This window comes from Mesorhizobium sp. BHbdii, from assembly GCF_053848045.1.
Genome location: NZ_JBSPKX010000004.1, coordinates 165,417 through 189,564, shown reverse-complemented (window position 1 = coordinate 189,564; position 24,148 = coordinate 165,417). Strand labels below are relative to the sequence as shown.

Annotated in this window: 23 protein-coding genes and 1 pseudogene; 13 read left to right on the top strand and 11 right to left on the bottom strand. The window is 61.4% G+C overall.

Annotation, left to right across the window (positions count from 1 at the left end; translation table 11 throughout):
- The first annotated feature begins 61 nt into the window (after positions 1 to 61).
- Positions 62 to 883 (top strand): tetratricopeptide repeat protein, encoded by an 822-nt coding sequence (locus tag ACWTU8_RS21570; protein ID WP_095517160.1) that lies wholly within the window; start codon positions 62 to 64, stop codon positions 881 to 883.
- Between the two features lie 113 nt (positions 884 to 996).
- On the opposite strand, the gene ACWTU8_RS21565 is transcribed toward ACWTU8_RS21570, so the two are convergent.
- The 9 genes from ACWTU8_RS21565 to ACWTU8_RS21525 all read right to left on the bottom strand — a co-directional run bounded on the left by ACWTU8_RS21565 (position 997) and on the right by ACWTU8_RS21525 (position 10,085).
- On the bottom strand, positions 997 to 2,013 hold the full coding sequence (locus ACWTU8_RS21565; protein ID WP_455849759.1) for a type II secretion system F family protein: 1,017 nt from the start codon (positions 2,011 to 2,013) through the stop codon (positions 997 to 999).
- Between the two features lie 12 nt (positions 2,014 to 2,025).
- Positions 2,026 to 3,039, bottom strand: a complete 1,014-nt coding sequence (locus tag ACWTU8_RS21560) for a type II secretion system F family protein (RefSeq protein ID WP_455849758.1) — start codon at positions 3,037 to 3,039, stop codon at positions 2,026 to 2,028.
- A 29-nt stretch (positions 3,040 to 3,068) separates the two neighbouring features.
- Positions 3,069 to 4,577, bottom strand: a complete 1,509-nt coding sequence (locus ACWTU8_RS21555) for a CpaF family protein (protein WP_455849757.1) — start codon at positions 4,575 to 4,577, stop codon at positions 3,069 to 3,071.
- 29 nt (positions 4,578 to 4,606) lie between these two features.
- Positions 4,607 to 5,890, bottom strand: a complete 1,284-nt coding sequence (locus ACWTU8_RS21550; RefSeq protein ID WP_029356896.1) for an AAA family ATPase — start codon at positions 5,888 to 5,890, stop codon at positions 4,607 to 4,609.
- A gap of 34 nt (positions 5,891 to 5,924) precedes the next feature.
- Positions 5,925 to 6,668, bottom strand: a complete 744-nt coding sequence (locus ACWTU8_RS21545; RefSeq protein ID WP_455849756.1) for a CpaD family pilus assembly protein — start codon at positions 6,666 to 6,668, stop codon at positions 5,925 to 5,927.
- Positions 6,669 to 6,682: 14 nt separating this feature from the next.
- Positions 6,683 to 8,215: a type II and III secretion system protein family protein gene (locus ACWTU8_RS21540; RefSeq protein WP_095517027.1), complete on the bottom strand. Its 1,533-nt coding sequence runs from the start codon at positions 8,213 to 8,215 to the stop codon at positions 6,683 to 6,685.
- Positions 8,212 to 9,024 (bottom strand): Flp pilus assembly protein CpaB, encoded by an 813-nt coding sequence (cpaB, locus tag ACWTU8_RS21535; protein WP_455849755.1) that lies wholly within the window; start codon positions 9,022 to 9,024, stop codon positions 8,212 to 8,214. The genes ACWTU8_RS21540 and cpaB overlap by 4 nt, the downstream gene beginning before the upstream one ends.
- Positions 9,025 to 9,245: 221 nt before the next feature.
- Positions 9,246 to 9,764, bottom strand: a complete 519-nt coding sequence (locus ACWTU8_RS21530) for an A24 family peptidase (protein WP_095517026.1) — start codon at positions 9,762 to 9,764, stop codon at positions 9,246 to 9,248.
- 147 nt (positions 9,765 to 9,911) lie between these two features.
- Positions 9,912 to 10,085 carry a Flp family type IVb pilin gene (locus tag ACWTU8_RS21525; protein WP_029356905.1) on the bottom strand — a complete coding sequence of 58 codons (174 nt, stop codon included), beginning with the start codon at positions 10,083 to 10,085 and terminating at the stop codon, positions 9,912 to 9,914.
- A gap of 352 nt (positions 10,086 to 10,437) precedes the next feature.
- On the opposite strand from ACWTU8_RS21525, the gene ACWTU8_RS21520 reads away from it, so the two are divergent.
- The 3 genes from ACWTU8_RS21520 (at position 10,438) to ACWTU8_RS21510 (ending at position 12,228) form a co-directional block, all read left to right on the top strand.
- Positions 10,438 to 10,860 carry a pilus assembly protein N-terminal domain-containing protein gene (locus ACWTU8_RS21520; protein WP_455849754.1) on the top strand — a complete coding sequence of 141 codons (423 nt, stop codon included), beginning with the start codon at positions 10,438 to 10,440 and terminating at the stop codon, positions 10,858 to 10,860.
- A gap of 152 nt (positions 10,861 to 11,012) precedes the next feature.
- Positions 11,013 to 11,570: a TadE/TadG family type IV pilus assembly protein gene (locus tag ACWTU8_RS21515; protein WP_095517024.1), complete on the top strand. Its 558-nt coding sequence runs from the start codon at positions 11,013 to 11,015 to the stop codon at positions 11,568 to 11,570.
- Positions 11,571 to 11,607: 37 nt separating this feature from the next.
- Positions 11,608 to 12,228, top strand: a complete 621-nt coding sequence (locus ACWTU8_RS21510) for a TadE/TadG family type IV pilus assembly protein (protein WP_455849753.1) — start codon at positions 11,608 to 11,610, stop codon at positions 12,226 to 12,228.
- On the opposite strand, the pseudogene ACWTU8_RS21505 reads toward ACWTU8_RS21510, so the two are convergent.
- A pseudogene (locus ACWTU8_RS21505) lies at positions 12,180 to 13,175 on the bottom strand (phosphate/phosphite/phosphonate ABC transporter substrate-binding protein). The gene ACWTU8_RS21510 and the pseudogene ACWTU8_RS21505 sit on opposite strands and share 49 nt — an antisense overlap.
- A gap of 153 nt (positions 13,176 to 13,328) precedes the next feature.
- On the opposite strand from ACWTU8_RS21505, the gene ACWTU8_RS21500 reads away from it, so the two are divergent.
- The 9 genes from ACWTU8_RS21500 to ACWTU8_RS21460 all read left to right on the top strand — a co-directional run bounded on the left by ACWTU8_RS21500 (position 13,329) and on the right by ACWTU8_RS21460 (position 23,043).
- Positions 13,329 to 14,567 carry a phosphopentomutase gene (locus ACWTU8_RS21500; RefSeq protein WP_455849752.1) on the top strand — a complete coding sequence of 413 codons (1,239 nt, stop codon included), beginning with the start codon at positions 13,329 to 13,331 and terminating at the stop codon, positions 14,565 to 14,567.
- Complete coding sequence (gene mutM, locus ACWTU8_RS21495; RefSeq protein ID WP_455849751.1) at positions 14,560 to 15,468, top strand: bifunctional DNA-formamidopyrimidine glycosylase/DNA-(apurinic or apyrimidinic site) lyase; 909 nt, start codon at positions 14,560 to 14,562, stop codon at positions 15,466 to 15,468. Before ACWTU8_RS21500 ends, mutM begins: the two co-directional genes overlap by 8 nt.
- Positions 15,469 to 15,567: 99 nt before the next feature.
- The gene (locus ACWTU8_RS21490) at positions 15,568 to 16,341 is read left to right on the top strand and encodes an enoyl-CoA hydratase (RefSeq protein ID WP_127211873.1); all 774 of its coding nucleotides are present in this window, start codon (positions 15,568 to 15,570) and stop codon (positions 16,339 to 16,341) included.
- A gap of 181 nt (positions 16,342 to 16,522) precedes the next feature.
- Entirely contained in the window at positions 16,523 to 16,789 is a 267-nt protein-coding gene (gene rpsT / locus ACWTU8_RS21485; RefSeq protein ID WP_029356919.1) for a 30S ribosomal protein S20, read from the top strand.
- Between the two features lie 917 nt (positions 16,790 to 17,706).
- Positions 17,707 to 19,179, top strand: coding sequence for a chromosomal replication initiator protein DnaA (dnaA, locus tag ACWTU8_RS21480; RefSeq protein WP_245316063.1), 1,473 nt, complete (start codon positions 17,707 to 17,709; stop codon positions 19,177 to 19,179).
- 191 nt (positions 19,180 to 19,370) lie between these two features.
- Positions 19,371 to 20,489, top strand: coding sequence for a DNA polymerase III subunit beta (dnaN, locus tag ACWTU8_RS21475; RefSeq protein ID WP_455849750.1), 1,119 nt, complete (start codon positions 19,371 to 19,373; stop codon positions 20,487 to 20,489).
- A gap of 25 nt (positions 20,490 to 20,514) precedes the next feature.
- Entirely contained in the window at positions 20,515 to 21,681 is a 1,167-nt protein-coding gene (recF, locus tag ACWTU8_RS21470) for a DNA replication/repair protein RecF (protein ID WP_455849749.1), read from the top strand.
- A gap of 120 nt (positions 21,682 to 21,801) precedes the next feature.
- The gene (locus ACWTU8_RS21465) at positions 21,802 to 22,557 is read left to right on the top strand and encodes a molybdopterin-synthase adenylyltransferase MoeB (protein WP_455850019.1); all 756 of its coding nucleotides are present in this window, start codon (positions 21,802 to 21,804) and stop codon (positions 22,555 to 22,557) included.
- A 3-nt stretch (positions 22,558 to 22,560) separates the two neighbouring features.
- On the top strand, positions 22,561 to 23,043 hold the full coding sequence (locus tag ACWTU8_RS21460) for a GNAT family N-acetyltransferase (protein WP_455849748.1): 483 nt from the start codon (positions 22,561 to 22,563) through the stop codon (positions 23,041 to 23,043).
- Positions 23,044 to 23,072: 29 nt separating this feature from the next.
- Here ACWTU8_RS21460 and ACWTU8_RS21455 read toward each other — a convergent pair whose 3' ends face one another.
- Entirely contained in the window at positions 23,073 to 24,074 is a 1,002-nt protein-coding gene (locus tag ACWTU8_RS21455) for a 2-hydroxyacid dehydrogenase (protein WP_029356930.1), read from the bottom strand.
- Positions 24,075 to 24,148: the final 74 nt, after the last annotated feature.

Genomic DNA, 24,148 nt, shown 5'->3' with positions numbered 1-24,148 from the left:
TTCTGCGGGAGGGAAGATGGCCACGTAACGGCCACGTTTACGAATGGAGGCCCTGGTGCAGATGCCGACCAACCGCATGACGAACGCCACGGGGAAGCGGCTGATAACCACGGCGTTCATAATAGCGCTCGCTGCAAGCGTTGCAGGCTGCGGGACCAGCAAGCTGACGACCGGCTCGATCGGACGCACCAGCGGAAAACCACTGGAAACCATGTCGGCCGGCGAGCTGCACAAGGCGACGATCGCGCTCGGTCAGTCCTACGCCAAAAACCCCAACGACAAGCGGATCGCGACGAATTATGCCGCGGCGCTGCAAATGGATGGCGACGTCGACCAATCGCTCGCGGTGATGCGCAAACTGGCGATCGCCCTGCCGAAGGACCGCGACGTGCTCGCCGCCTATGGCAAGGCACTGGCCGCCAACGGGCAGTTCGAGCCGGCGCTCGACGCGGTGCGCCGCGCGCAGACACCGGAATATCCCGACTGGAAGCTGGTATCGGCGGAAGCCGCGATTCTCGACCAGCTTGGCCAGAGAGACGAGGCGCGCCAGAATTACCGCAAGGCGCTTGACCTCAAGCCGAACGAACCTTCAATCCTTTCAAATCTCGGCATGTCCTATGTGCTGGAAGGTGATCTGCGCACTGCCGAAACCTATATGCGCTCGGCCGCCCAGCAGCCGAACGCCGACAGCCGCGTCCGCCAGAACCTGGCGTTGGTCGTCGGCCTGCAGGGCCGCTTCGACGAAGCCGAGAAGATCGCCTCCCAGGAGCTTTCGGCCGAACAGGCGCAGGCGAACGTGACTTACCTTCGCCAGATGCTCGCCCAGCAGAACGCCTGGAGCCAGCTCAAGGACCAAGACAAGGCAAAGCCTGCCACCAATTGACCACGCCGGCTTTGCTCAAACCTGCCAGTTCCCTCAGCTCTCGATATGCTTGAAATACAAAGCCGCGTTGCATCAGCACCGCGGCTTTCGCATGTGTTGTCGCCTTGGCGAGGCTATTGGCTGCTCGACGTCGGCTGGTCGCCGAAGATGCCGCGCTGGCTCACCTGGATGCCGGCGGGGCCTAGAATGATGGCAAACAGCACCGGCAGGAAGAACAGGATCATCGGCACGGTGAGCTTCGGCGGCAAAGCCGCGGCTTTCTTCTCGGCGGCGTTCATGCGCATGTCGCGGCTTTCGCCGGCAAGCACGCGCAGCGCATGCGCCACCGGCGTGCCGTAGCGCTCGGCCTGCACCAGCGCCTGCGACACCGACTTGACCGACTCCAGGCCGGTGCGGCCTGCAAGGTTTTCGTAAGCCTGCTTGCGTTCCTGCAAGTAGGAAAGCTCGGCATTGGTCAGGATGAACTCTTCGGCAAGTGCCACCGATTGCGCGCCGATCTCGTCCGCGACCTTACGAAACGCCGCCTCCACGGACATGCCGGATTCGACGCAGATCAGCATCAGATCGAGTGCGTCCGGCCACGCCATCTGGATCGACTGCTTGCGTTTGGTGGCGCGGTTGTTGACATAGAGCACCGGCGCGTAAAAACCCGCATAGGCGACGACGATACAGACGAACAATTTGATGAGAGGCGGCTGCTCCGGCAACCCCCCGAGCACGAACAGATACATCGCGGCCAGCGCAAACCCGACAAAGGGCAGGACCAGACGGAAGAAAAGAAACCGCGTCAGCGGATTCTGCCCGCGAAAGCCCGCCACCTTGAGTTTCTGCAAGGTGCCTTCATCGGCCAGGGCGCGCCTCAGGTCCAGCCGGTCGACAATGTTGCGCATGCCGATAGACTGTTCCTCGCGCAGGCCCTTGCGGCGGCGATCGGCCTCGATCGCAAGCCGCGCACGCTGCTTGGCGCGCAATTCGTCGCGCTCCAGCGCCACGGATTTCATGCGCGCCTTGAGCTGGTTTCCGCCAAAGGCAGGCAGCAGCGTAAAGACGGTCGCAAACACCGCGATGCCAACCAGCAAGGCAATCAGAAACGCCGGATCGGTAAGGGTTTTGACGACGTTCTCAGTCATGCGCTCGAAATCCTAAACTTCGAAGTTCATCATCTTGCGCATCACCAGGATGCCGATCCCCATCCAGACCGCCGAGCAGCCGAGGATCAGATTGCCGGCGTTGGTGGTAAACAGAGGCATGATGTAGTTCGGGCTTGTCAGGTAGACGAGAAAGGCGACGACGAAAGGCAACGCGCCGATGATCACGGCGGACGCCTTCGCTTCCATAGACAGCGCCTGGACCTTGGCCTTCATTTTCTTGCGGTCGCGAAGCACGCGCGAAAGATTGCCCAGCGCCTCGGAAAGATTGCCGCCGGCCTGGGACTGGATCTGGATGACGATGCCGAAGAAGCTCGCTTCCGTGCACGGCATTGTCTCAGCCATGCGCATGCTGGCGTCGGGGATCGACAGGCCCATCTGCTGCGAATCGACGATGCGGCGGAACTCGGTCTTGACCGGTTCAGGGGATTCGTTGGCGATCAGGCGGACGGCGTCGTTCAGCGGCAGACCGGATTTGACCGCACGCACGATGATGTCGAGCGCGTTCGGAAATTCGTTGAGGAACGCCTTGACCCGGCGGGCGCGGCAAAACGAGACGAACCAGCGTGGCAGGCCGAGAGCACCGACCAGAAGCGCACCCGGCAAGACAAACAACGGCGCGTCGATGAAATAGGCAAGAAACGTCAGGGCGACGCCACAAACCGCCGAGTAGAGATAGAAGCGCTCAAGTGAGAACTTCATGCCTGCCTGACGGATCTGAGCCTTCAGTGGCGGCTTTTTGACGATGCTCTGGTTGGTTTTTTGCTTCTGTTCGAGATCCTTCAGCGAATCCTGGACCGATTTTCGCCGCTTGGCCGCTTCCGCCATGCGATCGCGCGAGGCCTTGACGACGGCACCATCCGTCTCGGCGGTCTTGATCGTTTCAAGCCGCCTGCCGACTTGCTTCTCGGTGCTGATCCGATTGAACAGAAAAGCATAGGCGACCGCGCCGGCGCTAAAGCCGGCGAGCATGATGAATGCCAATACCGTGCCGTCAATTCCGAACATCGATTCCGGCCCCTACGCTTCCAGGCACATCAGTCAGCGCGTTTCTCCATGGCCTCGAGCGCATTGGCGAGGCGCTGTTCCTCGCCATAATAGCGGGCGCGCTCCCAGAAGTGCGGTCGACCAATACCGGTCGACACGTGCTCACCCAGCAGCCTGCCGTTCGCGTCTTCGCCCTTTATGTTGTAGAGAACGATGTCCTGCGTGATGATGACGTCGCCCTCCATTCCAATCACCTCGGTGATGTGGGTGATGCGACGTGATCCGTCGCGCAGGCGTGCAGCCTGGATGATCACGTCCACCGAACCAACCACGATCTCACGCACGGTTTTCTGCGGCAGCGTGTAGCCGCCCATAGCGATCATCGATTCGATACGGTTCAGGCATTCGCGCGGGCTGTTCGAGTGGATCGTGCCCATCGAGCCGTCATGGCCGGTGTTCATCGCCTGCAGAAGATCGAACACTTCAGGTCCGCGCACTTCGCCGACGATGATGCGCTCGGGCCGCATGCGCAGGCAGTTCTTGACCAGGTCGCGCATCGTCACCTCGCCCTCGCCCTCGAGGTTGGGCGGGCGGGTTTCCAGACGCACGACATGCGGCTGCTGCAGTTGCAGCTCGGCCGAGTCCTCGCAGGTGATGACGCGCTCCTCGCGGTCGATATAGTTGGTCAGGCAGTTGAGCAGCGTCGTCTTGCCCGAGCCTGTGCCGCCTGAAATGACGATGTTGCAGCGGACGCGGCCGATAATCTTGAGAATCTCGGCGCCGTGCGGCGAAATGGCGCCGAACTTGACCAGCTGATCGAGCGTCAGCTTGTCCTTCTTGAACTTGCGGATGGTGAGCGCTGTGCCGTCGATGGCGAGCGGCGGCGCGATGACGTTGACGCGGGAACCATCGGGAAGACGCGCGTCGCAGATCGGGCTCGATTCATCGACGCGGCGGCCAACCTGGCTGACGATGCGCTGACAGATGTTGAGGAGCTGCTGGTTGTCGCGGAAACGAATGCCGGTCTGCTCAACCTTGCCGTTGACCTCGATGTAGACGTTCTTGGAACCGTTGACCATGATGTCGGCGATGTCGTCGCGAGCGAGCAATGGCTCCAGCGGCCCGTAACCCAGCACGTCATTGCAGATGTCCTCGAGCAGTTCTTCCTGCTCGGCAATCGACATCGCGAAATTCTTGATCGCGATGATGTCGTTGACGATGTCGCGGATTTCCTCGCGTGCGCTTTCGGAATCGAGCTTGGCGAGCTGCGACAGGTCGATGGTGTCGATGAGCGCGGCAAAGACCTGGCTCTTGGTGTCGTAGTAGGTTTCGCTCTTTTGGCGCTGAACCTTTTTCGGCTCCGGCGCCAATGGCGGCGCCTCGACCGCACGGCGCACGGGCGGCAGCGCGGCAGACGCGCCAAGCGACGGCGGCAGTGCGGGCTTGCCAAGAACCGCCGTTTCCGCAGGGTTTGCCGCCGGCGCGGCAGGCGCAGGTGCCGGCTGACGGAATTCCGGGGTGAACCGGCTGCCGTCGTCGCTGCCTCTTTTACCAAACATGATCGATTACCAATTCCGCTCCGGAAGCATCACTTCTTGCTGCGCGAGAGCTTGCCAAGGAAATTGCCGAGGCCCGCTTTCTTTCTTGCCTTGATTTCGCTGCGCCCGGTCAGCACATGCGCAATCTCGTTGACCGTGCCGACAACCGGGTTCTTGGCATCCATTTCGCCGAGCATGCGCCCGTTGTTGGCGGCGTTTCCGAACAGCAGCGGTTCGAAAGCAATGACCGACATCGGCGACAGGCCGAGCGAATCGGCGAAGTCGGATGACGAAATCTCCGGACGCTTTGGCACGCCGGCCTGATTGATGATCAGCTTCGGCGGGGGATCGTTCGGGCGAAGCCGTTTGAACATGTCGACCAGATTCTTGGTGTTGCGCAGATTGGCCAGCTCCGGCGTCGCCGTGATCACGATCTCATCGGCCTTGACCAGTATGTTCTTGGTCCATCCCGTCCAGACGTGCGGAACATCGAGCACCAGAAGCGGCACGCTGCGCTGCGCCGTGTCGATAAGCTGCGTGAAAGCGTCGGGATCGAAATCATAGACCCGCTCGAGCGTTGAAGGCGCTGCAAGCAGCGACAGATGCTGGGCGCACTGGGCAAGCAGCCGATCAAGATAGACCTCGTCGAGGCGCTCCGGTGAGAAAACGGCTTCGGCAATGCCTTGCGCGGGATCCTGATCGAAATTGATGTTGGCCGTTCCGAAAGCGAGGTCGAGATCGGCGACAACCACTTCGGACTTGAACAGCGACGACATCGCCCAAGCCACATTGTGGGCAATGGTCGAGGAGCCGACGCCACCCTTGGCGCCGATGAAGGCGATCGAGCGGCCGATCGGCTCGGCTTCCGGATCAACGAAAATCGTCGATATCACGCTGACGATATCGGCCATCGACACCGGCGCGATGACATATTCGGAAATGCCGGAGCGGATGAGCTCGCGATAAAGCCCGACGTCATTGTAGTGGCCGATGACCACGACCTTCGAGGTCGGATCGCAATATTCCGAGAGCTGCGTGAGCTGCTCGAGCAATTGCGTCGGCTCGCTGCGCGATTCCAGCAGGATCAGGTTCGGTGTCGGCGCCGATTGGTAGAATTCGATGGCGGTGGCGATGCCGCCCATATGGACCTTCAGATGGGCCTTCGCCATGCGACGATCCTCGCCGGCGCGCTCGACCGGGTTGGCAACGCCCTCGGTCTCGCAAAATGCCTGAATCGAAATGCGCGGAATCGGCCGCAACGCCTGCATGGCGGCGATGTCCTGCTGCGAGGTTTCGCCGCCATCTACAGGAGTGTCGTAGGCAAGATTGCTCATCGTCATTTCTTTCCGTGACTTGCGCGGCTCAAGCTCAATACTCAACTTCCGAATTGCCGAAGAACTCTTCCGAAATGCCTCTCTGGCGGTAGACGTCGATCACCGCGCCGCGATTTTCCGCGTCGATATCGGATTGCTTGCGCGGCCCGATCAGATCGGCCGGATTAGCCATCTGGGCAGCAAGATTGTTCTGATACGAGCAGCCGAAATCGGCGTAGTGCTTGTTTTCCGATGTCTGCAGCAGGTCTTCGGGCCAGCGTCCGCATCTGTCGGTCTGCGCCTTCACCGAGACATAGGCGACGCGGATCGGCGCGGACGCTTCGGCCGAAACCGACTGGTAGGTGGTCATGACGATCCGGTTCCGGCTGATGCCGCTGGCAATCGCAAGTCTGGCGAAATCGCGACCGGCCGCGGTCGCGGCGATCTCGTTGGCCGAACCGCGCGGGATCGAGATCGTCAGGGTCGGAGCGGCGCTCTTGTCGTAGCCATCCAGGAAGCCCAGAAGGGTGTCGCGCTGAGAGCCGGTCATGCCGCGATCGCCGGCGCCGACCGGAAGGTCGATCTTCAGGTTCTTCTCAGCAATTACGATCGGATGGGTGGTGCGATAATCGTCCGGAACAGCGCCGACCGTGATGCTGTCCCGCTTGAGATCGGCGCAGCCCGCCAGCAATGCCGCGACCGCAACCGTCAGGACCGGAATGGCTGGCCTGTAGATACGCGAACGGCCGGACCGCATCACTGCGGTGTTCGTCCTTGCCTTCAACGCTGACTGAGACATGTCCGCTTCCCCGCTTATTTGTAGATGAAGCCGACAACGCCGTGGTAACGGCCGTTGGGCTTGTCGGTCTGCATGGTGCCGTAGACGCGATTGACACGGCCAAGGAACATGCCGGCGCCATCGCTGGCGGCGTTGAAATTGTCGTCCGGCTTGGCAAGAGCGTTGCGCGTCACCGGCTTCACCAGGTAGGGCGTGATGATGATGACGAGCTCAGTCTCGTTGCGGACGAAGTCTCGGCTACGGAACAGCGTGCCAAGCACTGGGATCTTGGTCAGCCCGGGCAGCCCGGCGACCGCCTGCCGGATGTCGTCCCGAACCAAGCCTGCGATCATCATCGAACCTCCGGAAGGCAGTTCAACGGTGGTGTCGGCCAGCCGCTTGCGGATCGACAGCAAAGTGGTGCCGGGCAAATCACCGGCCGCTTCGAGCACTGTGGCGCCTTCCATCGTAGGCTCCGAAACCGACGTCCTCACTTTAAGGCTGATGCGGCCGGCCGAGAGCACGACAGGCTGGAATTCGAGGCCAATTCCATATTCGAGCTTTTCGTTAGTGTAGGTAACCTGGCCCGTTTGATTGTCGCTTGAAACGTTGTTCGTTCGGCTTGTGATTAGATTGAATTCACCGCCGACTTTGAACGTCGCTTTCTCGCCCGAGACCGCAGTCAGTGTCGGTTCGGCCAGCGTCTTCATGACACCGCTTTGCTCCATGGCGTTGATGTACGCTTGAAGCGCCGAGGTGCCGATTGACAGTCCCGAAAATTGCGACAGGGGTTTTCCCAGTCCGTATGCGGGGCTGGTCAATGCGCTCCAACTGATGCCATTGCTGTCGCCGTTTCCGATCAGATTGACGCCAAGCTGCTTCATCACCGAGCGGCTGACTTCCGCGACCGTCACCTTTAGCGTCACCTGGTCGTCACCGATGATCTGCAAGAGGTTGACGATCTTGCTGACACGACGCTCGGAATCCGGATTGTCGATGTCGACACCGGCTTCGGCCGAGCCGCCAGAGGCGGTCTGCGAATATTGTCCCGTGGTCGCTTCACCGCCGGACACGAAGATGGTGGCCAGATCGACCGCGCGCTTGGCATCCAGGGGAGTGTCCACGGTTCCGGTGAGGACGACGTTGTCGTTCAGCAGTTCGACAGTGATGGTCGATGATGGGATGAAGCGCCTGATATAGTCTTCCAATCCGGCGACGTCGCGTTCGACTGCCAGATCCAGGCTGACGATCTGTTCGCCATTGGGGCCGAAGACGAAGATGTTGGTGTCGCCCACCGCCTTTCCGAACAGATAGATGCGCCTGGCGGTGCGGGTCACCGCATCGGCGACCGCCGGGTTGGCGACGAGAATATCATAGGCATCGCTCGGCAGGTCGATGACCACCGATTTGTTGAGGCCGAGCTTGACGCGCTGGGTGGCTGTCGTAGCCGACACCTCGGCTTTCCTGCCTGCCGCATTCGCCTCGACGGGGCCTTGCGCATTCGTCCCAAGGAGGAACAGGCCGATAGCCGCAGCCAGGGCGACCGGCAGTCTAGCGTTTAGCCTCATTGCCTTGCCCCCACTTCGGAAACTTCGCCTGACTTGATCAATCGTACTGTTCCGCGCCGCCCATTGCCGGAAACGAGATAATCGGCCTCGCCCAGATTCTTCTCATGGGTGTCGCTGATCGACCGCAGCGCCAATGTCAGGCGATCCGCCATTTGCTGAGCGACGGTGATGATTTCCGCCTGCTGCGATGTCAGTTCCAGTGTCGCGGTTTGGCCGACCCTGGTCCTCTTGCCTTCCTCGTCCTCCTGGATGGTCTGGTCGATTGCCAGGACGCGAATGTTCTTGAGGATGGTTTCGGTCGTAAAACCGCTGCCGCCGCCCGCGGCATCGGCTCTGCGGGTCATGATGACATCGACGAAATCATTGGGAAGAATGAAGCCGCCGGCCGAAGTGTCGGCCGATACGGCTGTGGCGACGGCACGCATGCCGGAGGGCAGGATCGACGACATGAAGCTCTGTCCCTCGCCGATCAGCTTGGACCGCCGCAGCGGCTCGCCGGCATACATCGCGACACGGGCGACGCCGCCTTTCAGCTTCTCAAGCGCATCGGGCTCCGCGGCGCGGGTGATGAAATTTGCGTTGACGCCGTCGGCCGGCCAGGACTGCCAGCTGATGTTGTTCTCGAGCGGGCTGCCCATCGGAACGTCGCCTGTCAGGACAAGCACGTCCTGCAGCGCGATTGCCGGCGCCACGGGGCCGGAATCGACGATTTGAGGCGGCGGAGCCGCCACCATGTTTTTTGCAACATATCCTGCGCCACCCGCCGCGGCCACCGCCACGCCTAGAATGATCAGTCGGGATGCTGGCATCTGTCCGAACCTCGCCTTGGCAAACCACGTAGCCAAGCCGGACCTTGCAGCGGCAATCGTCAAAACAAGGTTAATTTAATACTTACGATCGTGATTAATTTAACGTTTACATAAATTTGAGGCATCGCTCCGTACCGCAAAAAAGGCTGCCAAGCTGCCTGCTTCAACGCCAAATCGAAGAATGGTAGGCATGGTCTGACGAGAAATGTTGGCGGCGAGAATCAGACCGCCAGCCTTGCAAGTGCCCACGCCATCAAGGGCGAATTCGGAAAGGTGAGCAGGCCGCCAATGCCAAGCGCGATGCCATAGGGAACGCCTGATGTCTCGTCGGCGAAATGGCGTAAAAACGGATTATGGCTTGTAACGGCGGCAAGCGGCGATTTCCGATAGACGAGGATTGCGAGCGTCAGCAGGCCACCGATGAATGTCGAGACCACGAGATATTGGATGAGATGGACATTGAGCCCCATCCACACCGCAGTGGCGGCCAGCAGCTTGGCGTCGCCGCCTCCCATGCCGCCGAGCGCGAACAGACCGAAGGTCACGGCGAGAACCAGGCCACCGGCGGCGAAATGCCAGCCATAGGTTGCCCAGTCCATTCCCGTCAGCGGCGCGACCAGGGCGAAGACGGCCATAAGCAGCACCGGCACGCGATTAGCGATCGTCATCGACAGCATATCGGAGATCGCGGCGAAAAGCATGCAGAACGGAAAGACGACGAAGATCAGGGCTTCAAGCATCTGCGCGGGCCTATGGTCACTGTACCTAGCCCCAGCCTAGACATATCCGATTAACGATTGATGAGGCCGAAATTTCAAAATCGGCTGACACAATGATCAAGGGCCGCCAATAAGGCGGCCCTTGATCCGAAAAACGACCAGACGCTATTAGCCGGCGGTGTTGAGCGTAGTGGCGATCCCGTTGAACTTCGCGTTCAGCGCGTTGCCCAGCGAGCCGGCGCCGACCATGATGGCGAGCGCGATGAGAGCGGCGATCAGACCGTATTCGATAGCGGTCGCGCCGGATTCGTCCTTCACAAAACGTGCAATGAGATTAGACATTCGAGAGCTCCTACTCCACGTGTTACAGCAGTTCCGTCAACTTCTCTTGGCGGCTGATCGGATACTGCCAATCTACGAAGAAGCTCTTTCGATCGGCTTAATAAACAGCCTTACCGATTCCTTTCCGGCTTCGATGACATTGCGTGGTTAACCGTAAACTAAGTGACGCTATGGCCCGACAGGCACGTCAAGGGCCGCGAAATGCGCAGTCTAGCGATTTGGGAAAGGGGCGGCCCGCTGCAGACAATCACGATTCCGATCCCGACATCATCACGGCACTCCTCCGCTTAACCGTTGGTTCACCAATCTCGTTCATGTTCCGTTGAGCAGTTTGCCGCCGTGGAGCGCTACAATGACCGGGCCGAGATCGTCCTTTTCGATTGCCGCGCTCCTTGCCGCCACGGCCTTAGTTGTGCCGGTCAAGGCTGGCGCCGGCATCGAGGTCACGATGAACCAGGCGAAGATCGTCAAACTGTCGCGCGCCGCCGATACGATCGTTGTCGGCAACCCGGCGATCGCCGACGCCTCCGTGCAGGATGCTTCGACGATCGTGCTGACGGGCAAAGGCTTCGGCGTCACCAACCTCGTCGTCCTCGATCAAGAGGGCCGTCCGATCGTCGACGAGCAGATCACCGTCGTGCGACAGGACGCGTCGTCGGTGCGCATCTACCGGCGTGCCGAAATACAGACCATGTCCTGCACGCCGTATTGCGAAAGCTCGTATAAAAGCGATGCGGAGAAGGCCTCGGAAGCCGAGATGAGCGCCGGCCGGTAACGAGCGGATTGTTCTCACCCCGCTGAAATGCCGCTTCGGTTATCGGCCTGTTAAAATCTCTCCCTCGAATTTAACGATCGTACAAACCGCACTTCAATGGGTTTCCGCTAATATTCCCTCCGACACCCCTTCAGGATCGGCAGACACGGGACATGATCAGAGCAGGACTAGCAGGCTTTTCCGCGCGCTTCCTTGGCGACCGGCGCGGCAGCACGGCTTTGGAGTTCGCGATGCTTGCCGTGCCATTTGCGCTCCTCATCTTTGCCATACTGGAGAGCTGCATTTCATTTGCCGGGCAAGAGGTGATGGCCAACATCACCGACGATGTCGCGCGCCAGCTACGGACGGGCCAGGTAAGGCAGGCCGATGTGACCGAGGCCACGCTGAAGACGATGATCTGCAGCCGGCTGGAGATCATGGTCGCCAAGGACTGCCCGGGATTGGAGGTGGACCTGCGCGAGTATCCGACCTTCGCCGCCGCGGCCCAGGCGGGCTTCAAGATCCAAGACCGCGAAATCGTGTTGACCGGCACGGACCCCGCGGCTTTTACGGTATCCCCGGGCTTGGCTGAATCAATAAACATGCTGCGGGTTTTTTACAAATGGCCCGTCATGACCGATTTCATGGCCAAGTCGATGGCCAATCTGAAAGACGGCAACACGCTGCATTTCGCATCGGTGACCTGGCAGAACGAGCCGTTCGACAATTGAAAACGCACCGTTGCGTGGGTGGGAAAAGGACGGAGGCATGGGGCGTGCGGTGGCACATATGAGGATCGCTGGGATATGCACGAAAACCATCCGGTTCTGCTCCGATAGCCGCGGTGTCGCGGCCGTTGAGTTTGCCTTCATCGTGCCCGTCCTGCTGATCATGTACTTCATGACCATGGAAGCCTCACAAGCCATCGAAACCAGCAAAAAGGTCAGTCGCATCGGCAGCATGGTGGCGGATCTCGTTACCCAGCAGCAGACCATCACGGCAGCCGATCTCGATGCGATCATGCAGATCGGCAACTCCACCCTTCGGCCGTACAACCGATCGACCCCGGAAATCATCATCACCGCAATACAGGTCACGGACGAAACGACGCCGAGGGTGCTGGTCGTGTGGTCACGCAAGATGGTCGGTAGCGCCTTCAGCGCCGCCACCGCCAAAAACTCCATCACCAAGGTTCCACCGGCGCTCGAGATCAAGGGCACCTTTCTTATTCGCGTCGAAAGTAATCTCGCATACCAGCCGATCATCACCTGGTCGGTGGACAGTGAGAAGCGGCTCGGATTGAGTTCGGCTTTCGACTCGATATCGATGGGCGAAACCTATTATCTCAGGCCCCGCAGGAGCCCGACGATTCCCTGCAGCACCTGCTGAAACGACCGCGCCCGACTCCGGCCGCCATTGCTATCGGCCGTTACCTGACACCAGGCGCACGATGGCTGCAGCCATCGCGTAATTCTTCGGGCCAGCGACCGCGAAGCCGCCGGAATGTTTCGATTCCAGAAGATCGTAGACATCCGGCGACATCGATTTGAGTTTGATGAGAAACACGGTGAGCCGCCGTTTGGCTTCGGGATCGAGATCGCTGCGGACGGCATGGGGACCATACCGCAGCAGGCCGGACGTCCACACGACCTGAAGTGCTGCTTTCGAAAGCCCTGCCATTTCCAGCCTGGCGACCGTGCCGCCCGCAACATCCGGCTGGCTATCGGTCACCGCCGGCATCAGCCGAAGATGGCATCGGCCTCGCCATCGACCAGCATCGTTTCAGCCGCCGCAGCCGAATTGGCGTGCGTCAGAAATGGCGCATCCTTGGCGATCTTGACGCCTTCGGCGGCCAGCCCGGCAAGCGGCAAAAGAGAACCGCCGACACTGTCCGGAGGCACCATGGCGCCCCGATGTGCCTCCATCGCGGCCAGATCTGGGACCTTGCCGTCCCGCGTCAGCAAGACGGATCGGATGCCGATAACGCTGTCGGAATCGACAGGCGCCACAAGAGGCTCGGCGCATTCGCAACGTTCGGATGCGATGGCGTAGGCGGTCGCCGAAAAGTCCGCATATTAGATGTGGGCGTTGGCATGCGCCTCGATCGGCGCCGCGTAGTCGCGGGAAACGACAAACTCCACCTTCATGCCGAGCGCCTTGGTGTAGGCGTCCGTCAACAGCGCCAGACCCGGAACGGTGTTGCCGGCGCCGGGCTCGGCGACGATGCCGACACGAAACGTGCCGATGTCATCCCGCCAATCGGCGCGCATCGGGTTTGACCAGGCCGCACCCGGCAGCGTCATGATGGCTGCGGAGGCCTTCAAGGCATGCCTCATGTGAGTTCCCCGCTGGTTTTCGTCAATCCACGCCGATGCCGGCATTTCGCCACATCTCAACTATCGCGCCAAGCCGTCTGCTTCCGAATTGCCAATGGCGGCGCGGCCCCCTAGTCTGGGCGGACAGACAACCGATAATAATGAATCCCTGCAATGGCGCGCGCCTTCCTTTTTGTTCTCGATTCCTTCGGCATCGGCGGCGCGGCCGACGCTGAGCGCTATGGCGACACCGGTTCCAACACGTTCGGGCACGTCGCTAGAGCCTGCGCCGAAGGCCGGGCGGATCGCGAGGGGCTGCGCAAAGGCCCGCTTTTCGTACCCAACATGCTCTCGCTCGGCCTGGGCCACGCGGCGAAAACCGCGACAGGATTCAGCATCGACAGCGGCGGCGAGGCCCATCTCGCCTCCGCCTTCCATGGCGCGGCGCAGGAGATTTCGAGCGGCAAGGACACGCCATCGGGCCATTGGGAAATCGCCGCCTTGCCGGTTCGCTTCGACTGGGGCTATTTCCCGGACACGGTTCCCGCCTTTCCAGCCGAACTGACCGAAGCGATCATCCGCGAAGGAGAGGTGCCGGGCATTCTCGGCAATTGCCATGCCCCGGGCACCGAGATCATCGAGCGTTTCGGGGAGGAGCATATCCGCACCGGCAAGCCGATCTGCTACACTTCGGTCGACTCCGTCCTGCAGATCGCCGCCCATGAAGTTCACTTCAGCCTGGAACGGCTCTACGAATTCTGCAAGGTGGTGCGCAGGCTGGTCGATCCGCTGAACATCGGACGGGTGATCGCGCGGCCCTTCATTGGGGAAACCGCCGCCAGCTTCGAACGGACGCACAACCGCCGGGACTATTCGGTGCCGCCGCCTGAACCGACCCTGCTCGACCGGTTGACGGCGCGCGGCAGCCGGGTCATCGCGGTCGGCAAGATCGGCGACATCTTCGCCCATCGCGGCATTTCGGAAGTGCGCAAGGCCGCCGGCAACATGGCGATGTTCGACAAGGCGCTCGGCGCGATGGCTGACGCGGGCGACGGCGATCTCGTCTTCGCCAATTTCGTCGATTTCGACACAGAGTTCGGCCATCGGCGCGATGTTGCCGGCTATGCCGCCGCGCTCGAGGCCTTCGACCGGCGGCTGCCGGAGGCGCTTGCACGGCTGAGGCAAGGCGACCTTCTCATCCTCACGGCAGACCATGGCAACGATCCGACCTGGCACGGCACCGATCATACACGCGAACGCATTCCGGTGATCGGCACGGGACCAGGTTTTGGCGGCGACATTGGGCTCAGAACGACGTTCGCCGACATCGGTGAAACCGTCGCCGAGCATCTTGGGCTGGCACGCGGCCGTCACGGCACCTCCTTCTATGCATCGATAGGCGGCCATGCCTGAGTTGCCTGAGGTCGAAACGGTGCGGCGGGGCCTGCAGCCGGTTCTGGAAGGCGCCCGTATCTCCCGCGTCGAGGCACGCCGGCCCGACCTGCGCTTTCCGTTTCCCGAAAAATTCTTGGAGAGGCTGACCGGCAAGACAATTGCAGCGCTCGGCCGCCGGGCCAAATACCTGACGATGCACCTGAAAGGCGGTCCGGTGCTGATCTGCCATCTCGGCATGTCGGGTTCGTTCCGCATCGAAACGTCCGATGACAGGGAAATGCCCGATAGCAGCGAAATGTTGGGTGCGTTTTATCACGAGCGCTCGAAAAGCGCGGTACACGACCATGTCGTCTTCCATATCGTCTCTCCCGAAGGCGCCCGGTCCCGCGTGACCTTCAACGATCCGCGCCGTTTCGGCTTCATGCTGTTTTCCGAAGGGGCGCCCGACACGCATCCGATGCTCGCGGGGCTGGGCGTCGAGCCGACAGGCAATGCGTTGGACGGCGAGTTGGTCGCCTCGCTGCTGAAAGGCCGGAAGTCGCCGCTGAAGGCAGCACTTCTCGATCAGCGGCTGATCGCCGGGCTTGGCAATATCTATGTGTCGGAGGCCCTGTGGCGCGCCGGTCTGTCGCCGTTGCGCGAGGCGGGCACCATAGCAAAACCTGGAAAGAAGGCCAAACAGCAGCGCGACGCCCTGGCCGAAGCCATCCGCTCGGTGATCGCCGACGCGATCGCCGCCGGCGGATCGTCGTTGCGCGACTATATGCAGACCGACGGGTCACTGGGATATTTCCAGCATTCGTTCGCGGTCTACGATCGCGAGGGCGAACCCTGCTCCAAGCACGGCTGCGGCGGCCATATAGAGCGCATCGTACAAAGCGGGCGTTCCACCTTCTATTGCCGGACCTGTCAGTTGTGAGCTAGGTGCCGGGTGAGCTAGGTGCCTGGTGTGACCTAGATGCCGAGTATGAGCTGGACGCCAGATGTAAGTTAGATGACCGACTGAGGAGATACAGTCATGGCCTATGAAACGATCATCGTGGAAACCCGCGGCAAGGTCGGGCTGATCACGCTGAACCGGCCGAAGGCGCTCAATGCGCTGAACTCCCAGGTCCTAGCGGAAATGGTCGCGGCCGTGAATGGCTTCTGCGCGAATGCCGACATCGGCGCGATGGTCATCACCGGCTCCGAAAAAGCCTTCGCGGCAGGTGCGGACATCAAGGAAATGCAGGCGATCTCCTTTGTCGACGCTTATGTGCAGGACTTCTTTGTCGGCTGGGAAGAGTTCACCCGGGCGCGCAAGCCTGTTATCGCGGCGGTGGCCGGCTATGCGCTTGGCGGCGGCTGCGAACTGGCGATGATGTGCGATTTCATCATCGCCGCCGACAACGCCAAGTTCGGCCAGCCCGAGATCACACTCGGCGTCATGCCGGGCATGGGCGGATCGCAGCGCCTCACCCGCTTCGTCGGCAAATCGAAGGCGATGGACATGTGCCTGACCGGACGGATGATGGATGCGGCGGAAGCCGAGCGTTGCGGTCTGGTGTCGCGTGTGGTGCCCGCCGTCGAGCTGCTCGAGGAGGCGTTGAAGGCGGCGGCCAAGATAGCTGATTTTTCGCTGCCGTCGGTGATGATGGCGAAAGAGGCCGTCAACCGCGCCTATGAAACGACACTGGCCGAAGGGCTGCGGTTCGAGCGCCGGCTGTTTCACTCGCTGTTTGCGCTCGATGACCAGAAGGAAGGCATGGCGGCCTTTGCCGAGAAGCGGAAGCCAAATTTCACGAACCGATAGATCGTGACGACAGCGGCCAGAAGCGAGCGACAGCAGCGGCCAAAAAGAAGGCGAAGCAGCGTTGACGCGCCGGAAAAGCTGAACTATAAGCCGCACCAACCGAGGCGGCCCTGTGGCTGCCCGTTTGTTTTTGCGCCCTGCGGCATCCCGCATGCGCCCACCAGATCAGAAGAGAGGCATCATGGCCAATACCTCCTCGGCCAAAAAGGCAACGCGCAAGATCGCTCGTCGCACGGCGATCAACAAGAACCGCCGCTCGCGCGTGCGGACCTACATCCGCCAGGTCGAAGAGGCGCTCGCCTCGGGCGATAAAGCTGCCGCGCAGGCTGCTTTCAAGGTGGCGGAACCGGAATTGATGCGCGCCGCGACCAAGGGCGTGGTGCACAAAAATACGGCGTCCCGCAAGGTCTCGCGCCTGGCGCAGCGACTCAAGGTGCTGTCGGCCTAATATACCTTTACTGATCTTGTCCTCTTCAAGCCCGGCCGCTCGTGCCGGGTTTTTTCGTTTGCCGGCAAGTACTTAAAAAGAAATCTCGCAAACGGACACTCCGCACGATTTCAATGTTCGAAATGCTTTGCCGGCATATACATGTCTGCTGATAGGCGCAGCCGCTGAAAGCGTTCACGGCGAAGATATCGGCTGTCAAAAATCAGCTGTATTTTTCAATAAGTTATTGACGGTCATCCACAGCTTGTTCACATCGGGCGCGGGGGATGGGGAACATTTGCCTGTCAAGAAAATTATTTCAGAAAATTTCGCGCGATGCGGCCTTTTTCATATTCGCCGGAAAAGGGTTTGAATCACAATGGCTTTGTCAAAACATGCCAGTGCAACGCAGGCTCCGAACCCGTCTGCGCTAACCACATTCCTTAAAAATCCGTTAGGCGTGGCCTTGCCCTATCCACGGCGATTTCGTTAATGTCGGTCTATCGAGAGGGACGGGCCGTTGGGCCCTTAACCCAGCCTGAATCGGCCAGCAAAAAATGGCAGAATTCGTGACGTGGATCATTTCCGCGTACGGGCTTGGTTTGTCTTTTCGATACGGTAGGGGATTGGCGTAATTGTACATGGCAGATCAATAACGCGCCGGCGTTTTCGCCGGAGGGAGTTGTATGCCCTGACATGACCAAAGCGGGCTGGCTCTGATGGGGCGGCGCCGGTTCCCTGACAATGAGGCGACATCATCTGCCGGCGGCGGCGATGGTGTCGCAGCGAGGACACGGTCGCCGGAAACATGGATGCAGGAGGCGCATTCCCGGCGGAAAAGGTACAAAAGGACAAGGAACTCGATCATGCAGAGCGGCATCGAAAGGGAGCTTACGGGCGACCTCCCATTCCCTGGAACCTTAACCGAAGGGGACGATATGTCGGCTTCCATCGACGCGGAACAAAAGTTCGACCGGGTGAAGGCCCAGTTGAAGGCGCGTCTTGGAACCGAAGTCTATTCGAGCTGGTTCGGACGCATGAAGGTCGCCGAGGCGTCCCGGGGTATTGTCCGCATCTCGGTTCCCACCGCCTTCCTGCGCTCGTGGATCAACGGCCACTATCTCGACCTCATCGCCGAGCTGTGGAAACACGAGGATCCTGAAATCCTCAAGATCGAGATCGTCGTGCGCACCGCTACCCGCCCGGGGCGCAACGGCGTCGAGCCCGAAGTGGCCCCGGCGCGCAAGATGACCAGGCAAGCGCAAACGGCGCTGGCCGCGGGGACAGCAAGCCCTGGCAGGCTGGAGCGGGTACCGGCACCTCGCCCGGGAACGCCTGCAGAGACCGAGTTCCGGCACAATGTGCTCGGTTCGCCGCTAGACCCGCGCTACACGTTCGGCTCCTTCATCGAGGGACCGTCAAACCGGGTGGCCTTCGCCGCCGCCAAAGCGGTGGCGGAATCGCAGTCGAGCGCGGTGCGCTTCAATCCGCTGTTTCTTCACGCGACGGTGGGGCTGGGCAAGACTCACCTGCTGCAGGCGATCGCGGCGGAATCGCTGAAGCAGAATCCGAAGTCGCGTGTCGTCTATCTCACCGCCGAATATTTCATGTGGCGGTTTGCCACCGCGATCCGCGACAACAACGCGCTGACGCTGAAGGAACAGCTGCGCGACATCGATCTTCTCATCATCGACGACATGCAGTTCCTGCAAGGCAAGTCGATCCAGCATGAATTCTGCCATCTGATCAACATGCTGCTCGACAGCGCCAAGCAGGTGGTGGTCGCGGCCGACCGGCCGCCGTCGGAACTGGAATCGCTGGAGCCTCGCGTCCGCTCCCGCCTCAACGGCGGTGTCGCGCTCGAAATGTCGGCGCCGGATTTCGCCATGCGGATCGGCATGCTCAAGCTGCGCCTTGCCACCGCCAAGGCCGATGATGCGTCACTCGACATCTCGGACGAGATCCTCAACCATGTCGCTCGCACGGTGACCGGCAGCGGGCGCGAACTCGAAGGTGCGTTCAACCAGCTTCTGTTTCGCCAGTCGTTCGAACCGCAGATCACCATCGACCGCATCGACGAGATCCTCGGCCACATCTATCGTTCGGGCGAGCCGAAGCGGGTGCGAATCGAGGACATCCAGCGCATCGTCGCGCGCCACTACAATGTGTCGAAGACAGAACTTCTGTCCAACCGGCGCACGCGTACGATCGTCAAGCCGCGGCAGGTCGCCATGTACCTGTCCAAGGTGATGACACCGCGCTCCTTGCCGGAGATCGGACGGCGTTTCGGTGGCCGCGACCACACGACGGTGCTGCATGCCGTGCGCAAGATCGAGGATCTTTCAGGCGTCGACAACACGCTGGCGCAGGAGCTCGAATTGCTGAGAAGACTGATCAACGATCAGGCCTAACCGGCCCGAAAAACGCCGGCTAGCGGACTTCGCCAGTTTTATCCCCAGAAAGCCCGAGTAACCGGTCCGAACCGGTAGCGCGGGCTTGCGTTTACGGTTTTTTTCCTGTCAGTTTCTGAGCCTGTTCAGACCTTTCGCGGGTTGCCGCTTGCCGGAGACCCGCTCATTCGTTCAAGCGAGCCTGTTTCGTCATGCGTGTTATCCTGGAACGGTCAAATCTCCTGAAGTCGCTCAACCACGTTCATCGCGTGGTCGAGCGGCGCAATACCATACCGATCCTGTCCAACGTGCTGCTGAGCGCCGAAGGCGCCACCCTCGAAATGAAGGCGACCGACCTCGATCTGGAGGTGACGGAAGCCACGCCCGCCAAGGTGGAGCGCGGCGGGGCGACGACGGTTCCGGCGCATCTGCTCTACGACATCGTGCGCAAGCTCCCGGACGGCGCGGAGGTCATGCTGAAGACCGACGAGGACGGCAACGCCATGACGGTGACGTCGGGCCGCTCGAGCTTCCGTCTCCAATGTCTGCCGCAATCCGATTTCCCGGCGCTTTCGGCCGGATCGTTCTCGCATATCTTCCGGCTCGATTCGGTCGCGCTCAAGGGCCTGATCGAGAAGACCCAATTTGCCATCTCCACCGAAGAGACGCGCTACTACCTGAACGGCATCTACCTGCACACGCATGAAGCCGACGGCAAGCTGAAGCTGCGCTCGGTAGCGACCGACGGCCATCGGCTGGCGCGCGCCGAGATCGACGCGCCGGCAGGATCCGAAGGCATGCCGGGCATCATCATTCCGCGCAAGACGGTCAGCGAGCTGCAAAAGCTTGTCGATGACCCGGACGTCGCCGTGACCACCGAATTGTCCGACACCAAGATCCGTTTCACCATCGGCAGTGTCGTTTTGACCTCGAAGCTAATCGACGGCACCTTCCCGGATTATCAGCGGGTCATCCCGACCGGCAACGACAAGAAGCTGATCATCGACCGCCAGAGTTTCGCCGCCGCCGTCGACCGCGTCTCGACCATTTCGTCGGAACGCGGCCGGGCAGTGAAGCTTTCGATTGGAGAAGGCCAGGTCACGCTTGCGGTCAACAATCCGGATTCGGGTAGCGCCACAGAAGAACTGGCCGCGGACTATTCGTCCGACGCGATCGAAATCGGCTTTAACGCCAAATATCTGCTCGACGTCGCCGCCCAGTTGACCGGCACTGAGGCAAAATTCATGCTGGCGGACGCCGGTTCGCCGACGCTGATCCACGACATGGCCGACGAAACCACGCTCTACGTGCTGATGCCGATGCGGGTATAGGCCCGAACGAGGCCATCTTGTTGTCATGACCGGAGTTGCGAAGCAGTCTGAGCGCGACCAGCAGACTCATATAAGTAAGCTGTCACTTACGAACTTCCGCAATTACGCAACACTGTCGATCGACCTCGACCCCGGCGCCGTGGTTTTTTCCGGTGACAATGGCGCCGGCAAAACCAACCTGCTGGAAGCGATTTCCCTGCTGACGCCGGGTCGCGGCCTACGCCGTGCACCTTATGCCGACGTGGCGCGTGAAGGCGGGGACGGCGGCTTTGCCATCCATATCCGGCTCGATGGGCCGGACGGACCGATCGAGATCGGCACCGGCATTGCAGGCGGCGATGCCGCCGGCGAGGGCGGCCGGCGGGTGCGGATCAATGGCGCGGCAGCGCGCTCGGCGGAGGACATGCTGGAATGGCTGCGCGTCGTCTGGCTGACACCGGCGATGGATGCATTGTTCACCGGGCCGGCCGCAGACCGCCGGCGCTTTCTCGACCGGCAGGTGCTGGCGATCGATCCGGGCCACGGCCAGCGCGCGCTGGACTACGAAAAAGCGATGCGCGGCCGCAATCGGCTGTTCGCCGAAGGCTCGCGTGACGGAGCCTGGTTCGATGCGATCGAGACGCAAATGGCCGAAACCGGTGTCGCGATTGCTGCGGCGCGTGCCGAGCTGGTGCGCCTGCTCGCCGCCATGATCGACAGGCTGCCAAGCGCCGGCCCGTTTCCGCAAGCCGACATCGGCCTGTCGGGCACGTTGGAAAGCGAAGTCGGCACCACCGCGGCTGTCGATGTCGAGGAGCGGTTCCGCCAAGCGCTTGCCGAAGGCCGCGATCGCGACCGCGCCGCCGGGCGCACGCTCGACGGCCCGCACCGTTCGGATCTCGTAGTGCGGCACCGGCCCAAGGCGATGCCAGCCGAACTGTGTTCGACCGGCGAGCAGAAGGCGCTGCTCGTCGGCATGGTCCTGTCGCATGCTCGGCTGACCGGCGAGATGTCGGGCATGACGCCGATCCTGCTGCTCGACGAGATCGCCGCCCATCTCGACGGCGGCCGGCGTGCCGCGCTGTTCTCGATCCTCGAAGAGCTGAACTGCCAGGCTTTCATGACCGGAACCGATGCGGCGCTGTTTTCCAGTCTTAAGGGACGCGCGCAGTTCCTGACCGTCGATCATGGCATGGTTAGCCCAACCATTTGACTTCTTGGATATCGTTATCCCAAGACTGCTGCGCACCCTCTGGCCAAGCCCGAGGGCAGGCTTTGTGGGTGACGTGAATTGACGCCTGACAAGGTTTTTCTTCCGCTATATGGTCCGGCGATGATCACCACCACGCTAACCGACGAAGAACTCGAACGCTACGCCCGCCACATCGTGCTGCCCGAAATCGGCGGCGCAGGCCAGCAGCGACTGAAGCGGGCGCGGGTCCTGGTCATCGGCGCCGGCGGGCTCGGAGCGCCGGTGCTCGAATATCTGGCCGCAGCCGGCGTCGGCACACTCGGCATCGTCGACGACGACAGCGTCTCACTGTCGAACCTGCAAAGACAGGTGATCCACGGCACCGATGCTGTCGGCATGGCGAAAACCGACAGTGCCAAAACGGCGATCGCCCGCATCAATCCCAACGTCGCCGTGGAACTGCACAATCTCAGGCTGACGGCGGACAACGCCCCTGACCTCGTTGCCCGCTATGACATCGTCGTCGACGGCTCCGACAATTTCGAAACACGTTATGCGGTGGCCGACGCCTGCGCCGCGGGAAAGCGGCCGCTGGTCCATGCCGCGGTCGGCCGCTTCGACGGCTCGGTGACCGTGCTGAAACCGTTCGAGACCGGCACGGACGGCAAGCCAAATCCAAGCTATCGCGATCTTTTTCCGGAACCGCCGCCGTCCGGCCTGGTGCCGTCCTGCGCCGTGGCCGGCGTGCTCGGCGTGCTGACCGGCGTCGTCGGCACGCTGCAGGCGATGGAGGCGATCAAGCTGATCGCCGGCATCGGCGAGCCGCTGGTCGGCCGGCTGCTGCTTTTCGATGCGCTGGCGGCGCGCTTCGACACGATCCGCTACAAGAGAAGCTAGATCTTGGGCAGCGTGGTTTCCGTCGCGCAGCTTCCGGCCGATTTCGACCGTTGGGACGAGGTGCTGGCGCTGATCATGCGCGCCTTCGCCTCGATGGACGGCGTCATCGATCCGCCATCCTCGGCGCATCGGCTCACGGTCGAAAGTCTCCGGGACAAGGCGCGGCAAGAAACGGGCTTTGCGGCGCTGAAGGACGGCAGGATCGTCGGCTGCGTTTTTGTTCTGGAACGGGCCAACGATTTCTATGTCGGAAAGCTCGCGGTCGAACCAGACTTTCAGGGACAGGGCCTGGGCAGGCAGCTGATGCAGGCTGTCGAGAATCTCGCCCGCAGTCGCGGCAAGCCTGCGATCGACCTTCAGACGCGGATCGAACTGACCGGAAATCACGCAGCCTTTGCCCGCCTCGGCTTTAGCGAAACGGAACGGACAGCGCACAAGGGCTATGACCAACCGACCTCGATCACCATGCGCAAGGTGCTTTCGTAAGCCCTCGCTGACTTAAGGTGGCAACCACGTCACGTCCGTAGCGGCAGTACGCGATCCGGCGGCCGGTGGCCATCGAAGAAGGCGCGGATGTTGATGATCACCTTCTCGCCCATGTCGATGCGGCCTTCGAGCGTCGCCGACCCCATATGCGGCAACAGCACGACCTTGCCCTTGGCCGCGAGCTTCAGCAATTTGCTGTTCAGCGCCGGCTCATGCTCGTAGACATCGAGGCCGGCGCCGGCGATCTTGCCGTCTTGGATCAGCTTGACCAGAGAGTCCTCGTCGATGATGTCGCCGCGCGCTGTGTTGACGATGTAAGCGGACGGTTGCAGAAGCGCCAGCCGCCGCGCCGAAAGCAGATGGAAGGTCGCCGGCGTCGACGGACAATTGACCGATATGATGTCCATGCGGGCAAGCATCTGGTCGAGGCTTTCCCAGTAGGTCGCCTCTAGCTCATCCTCGACCGCCGGCAGCACGCGATGGCGGTTGTGATAGTGGATCGACAGGCCAAAGGCCTTGGCCCGCCGGGCGACGGCGGTGCCGATGCGGCCCATGCCTACAATGCCGAGGCGTTTGCCCCAGATACGTCGGCCGAGCATCCAGGTCGGCGACCAGCCGGCCCATTTCTTGTCGCCGGTCAGCACATTGGCGCCTTCCGCCAGCCGCCGCGGCACCGCCAGCATTAGCGCCATGGTCATGTCGGCCGTATCCTCGGTCAACACGTTCGGCGTGTTGGTGACGGAAATGCCCTTCTTCGCTGCTGCCGCCACATCGATCTTGTCGACGCCGTTGCCGAAATTGGCGATCAGCTTGAGGTTGTCGCCAGCCTGAGCGATCAGCGCTGCGTCGATATGATCGGTTATGGTCGGCACCAGCACGTCGGCTTCCTTGACCGCCGCGACCAGTTCCGGCTGCGTCATCGGCCTGTCTTCGACATTCAGCCGGGCGTCGAACAGCTCACGCATACGGGTCTCGACCGGGTCGGGCAGCTTGCGCGTGATGACGACGAGGGGCCTTTTTCTGCCTACCATTGTTTCCTCGAAACCCGACCTCGTTGAGACCTCTTTAACCAAGACAGGCGAAACTGCAGGCCGGTCGCGGTGCC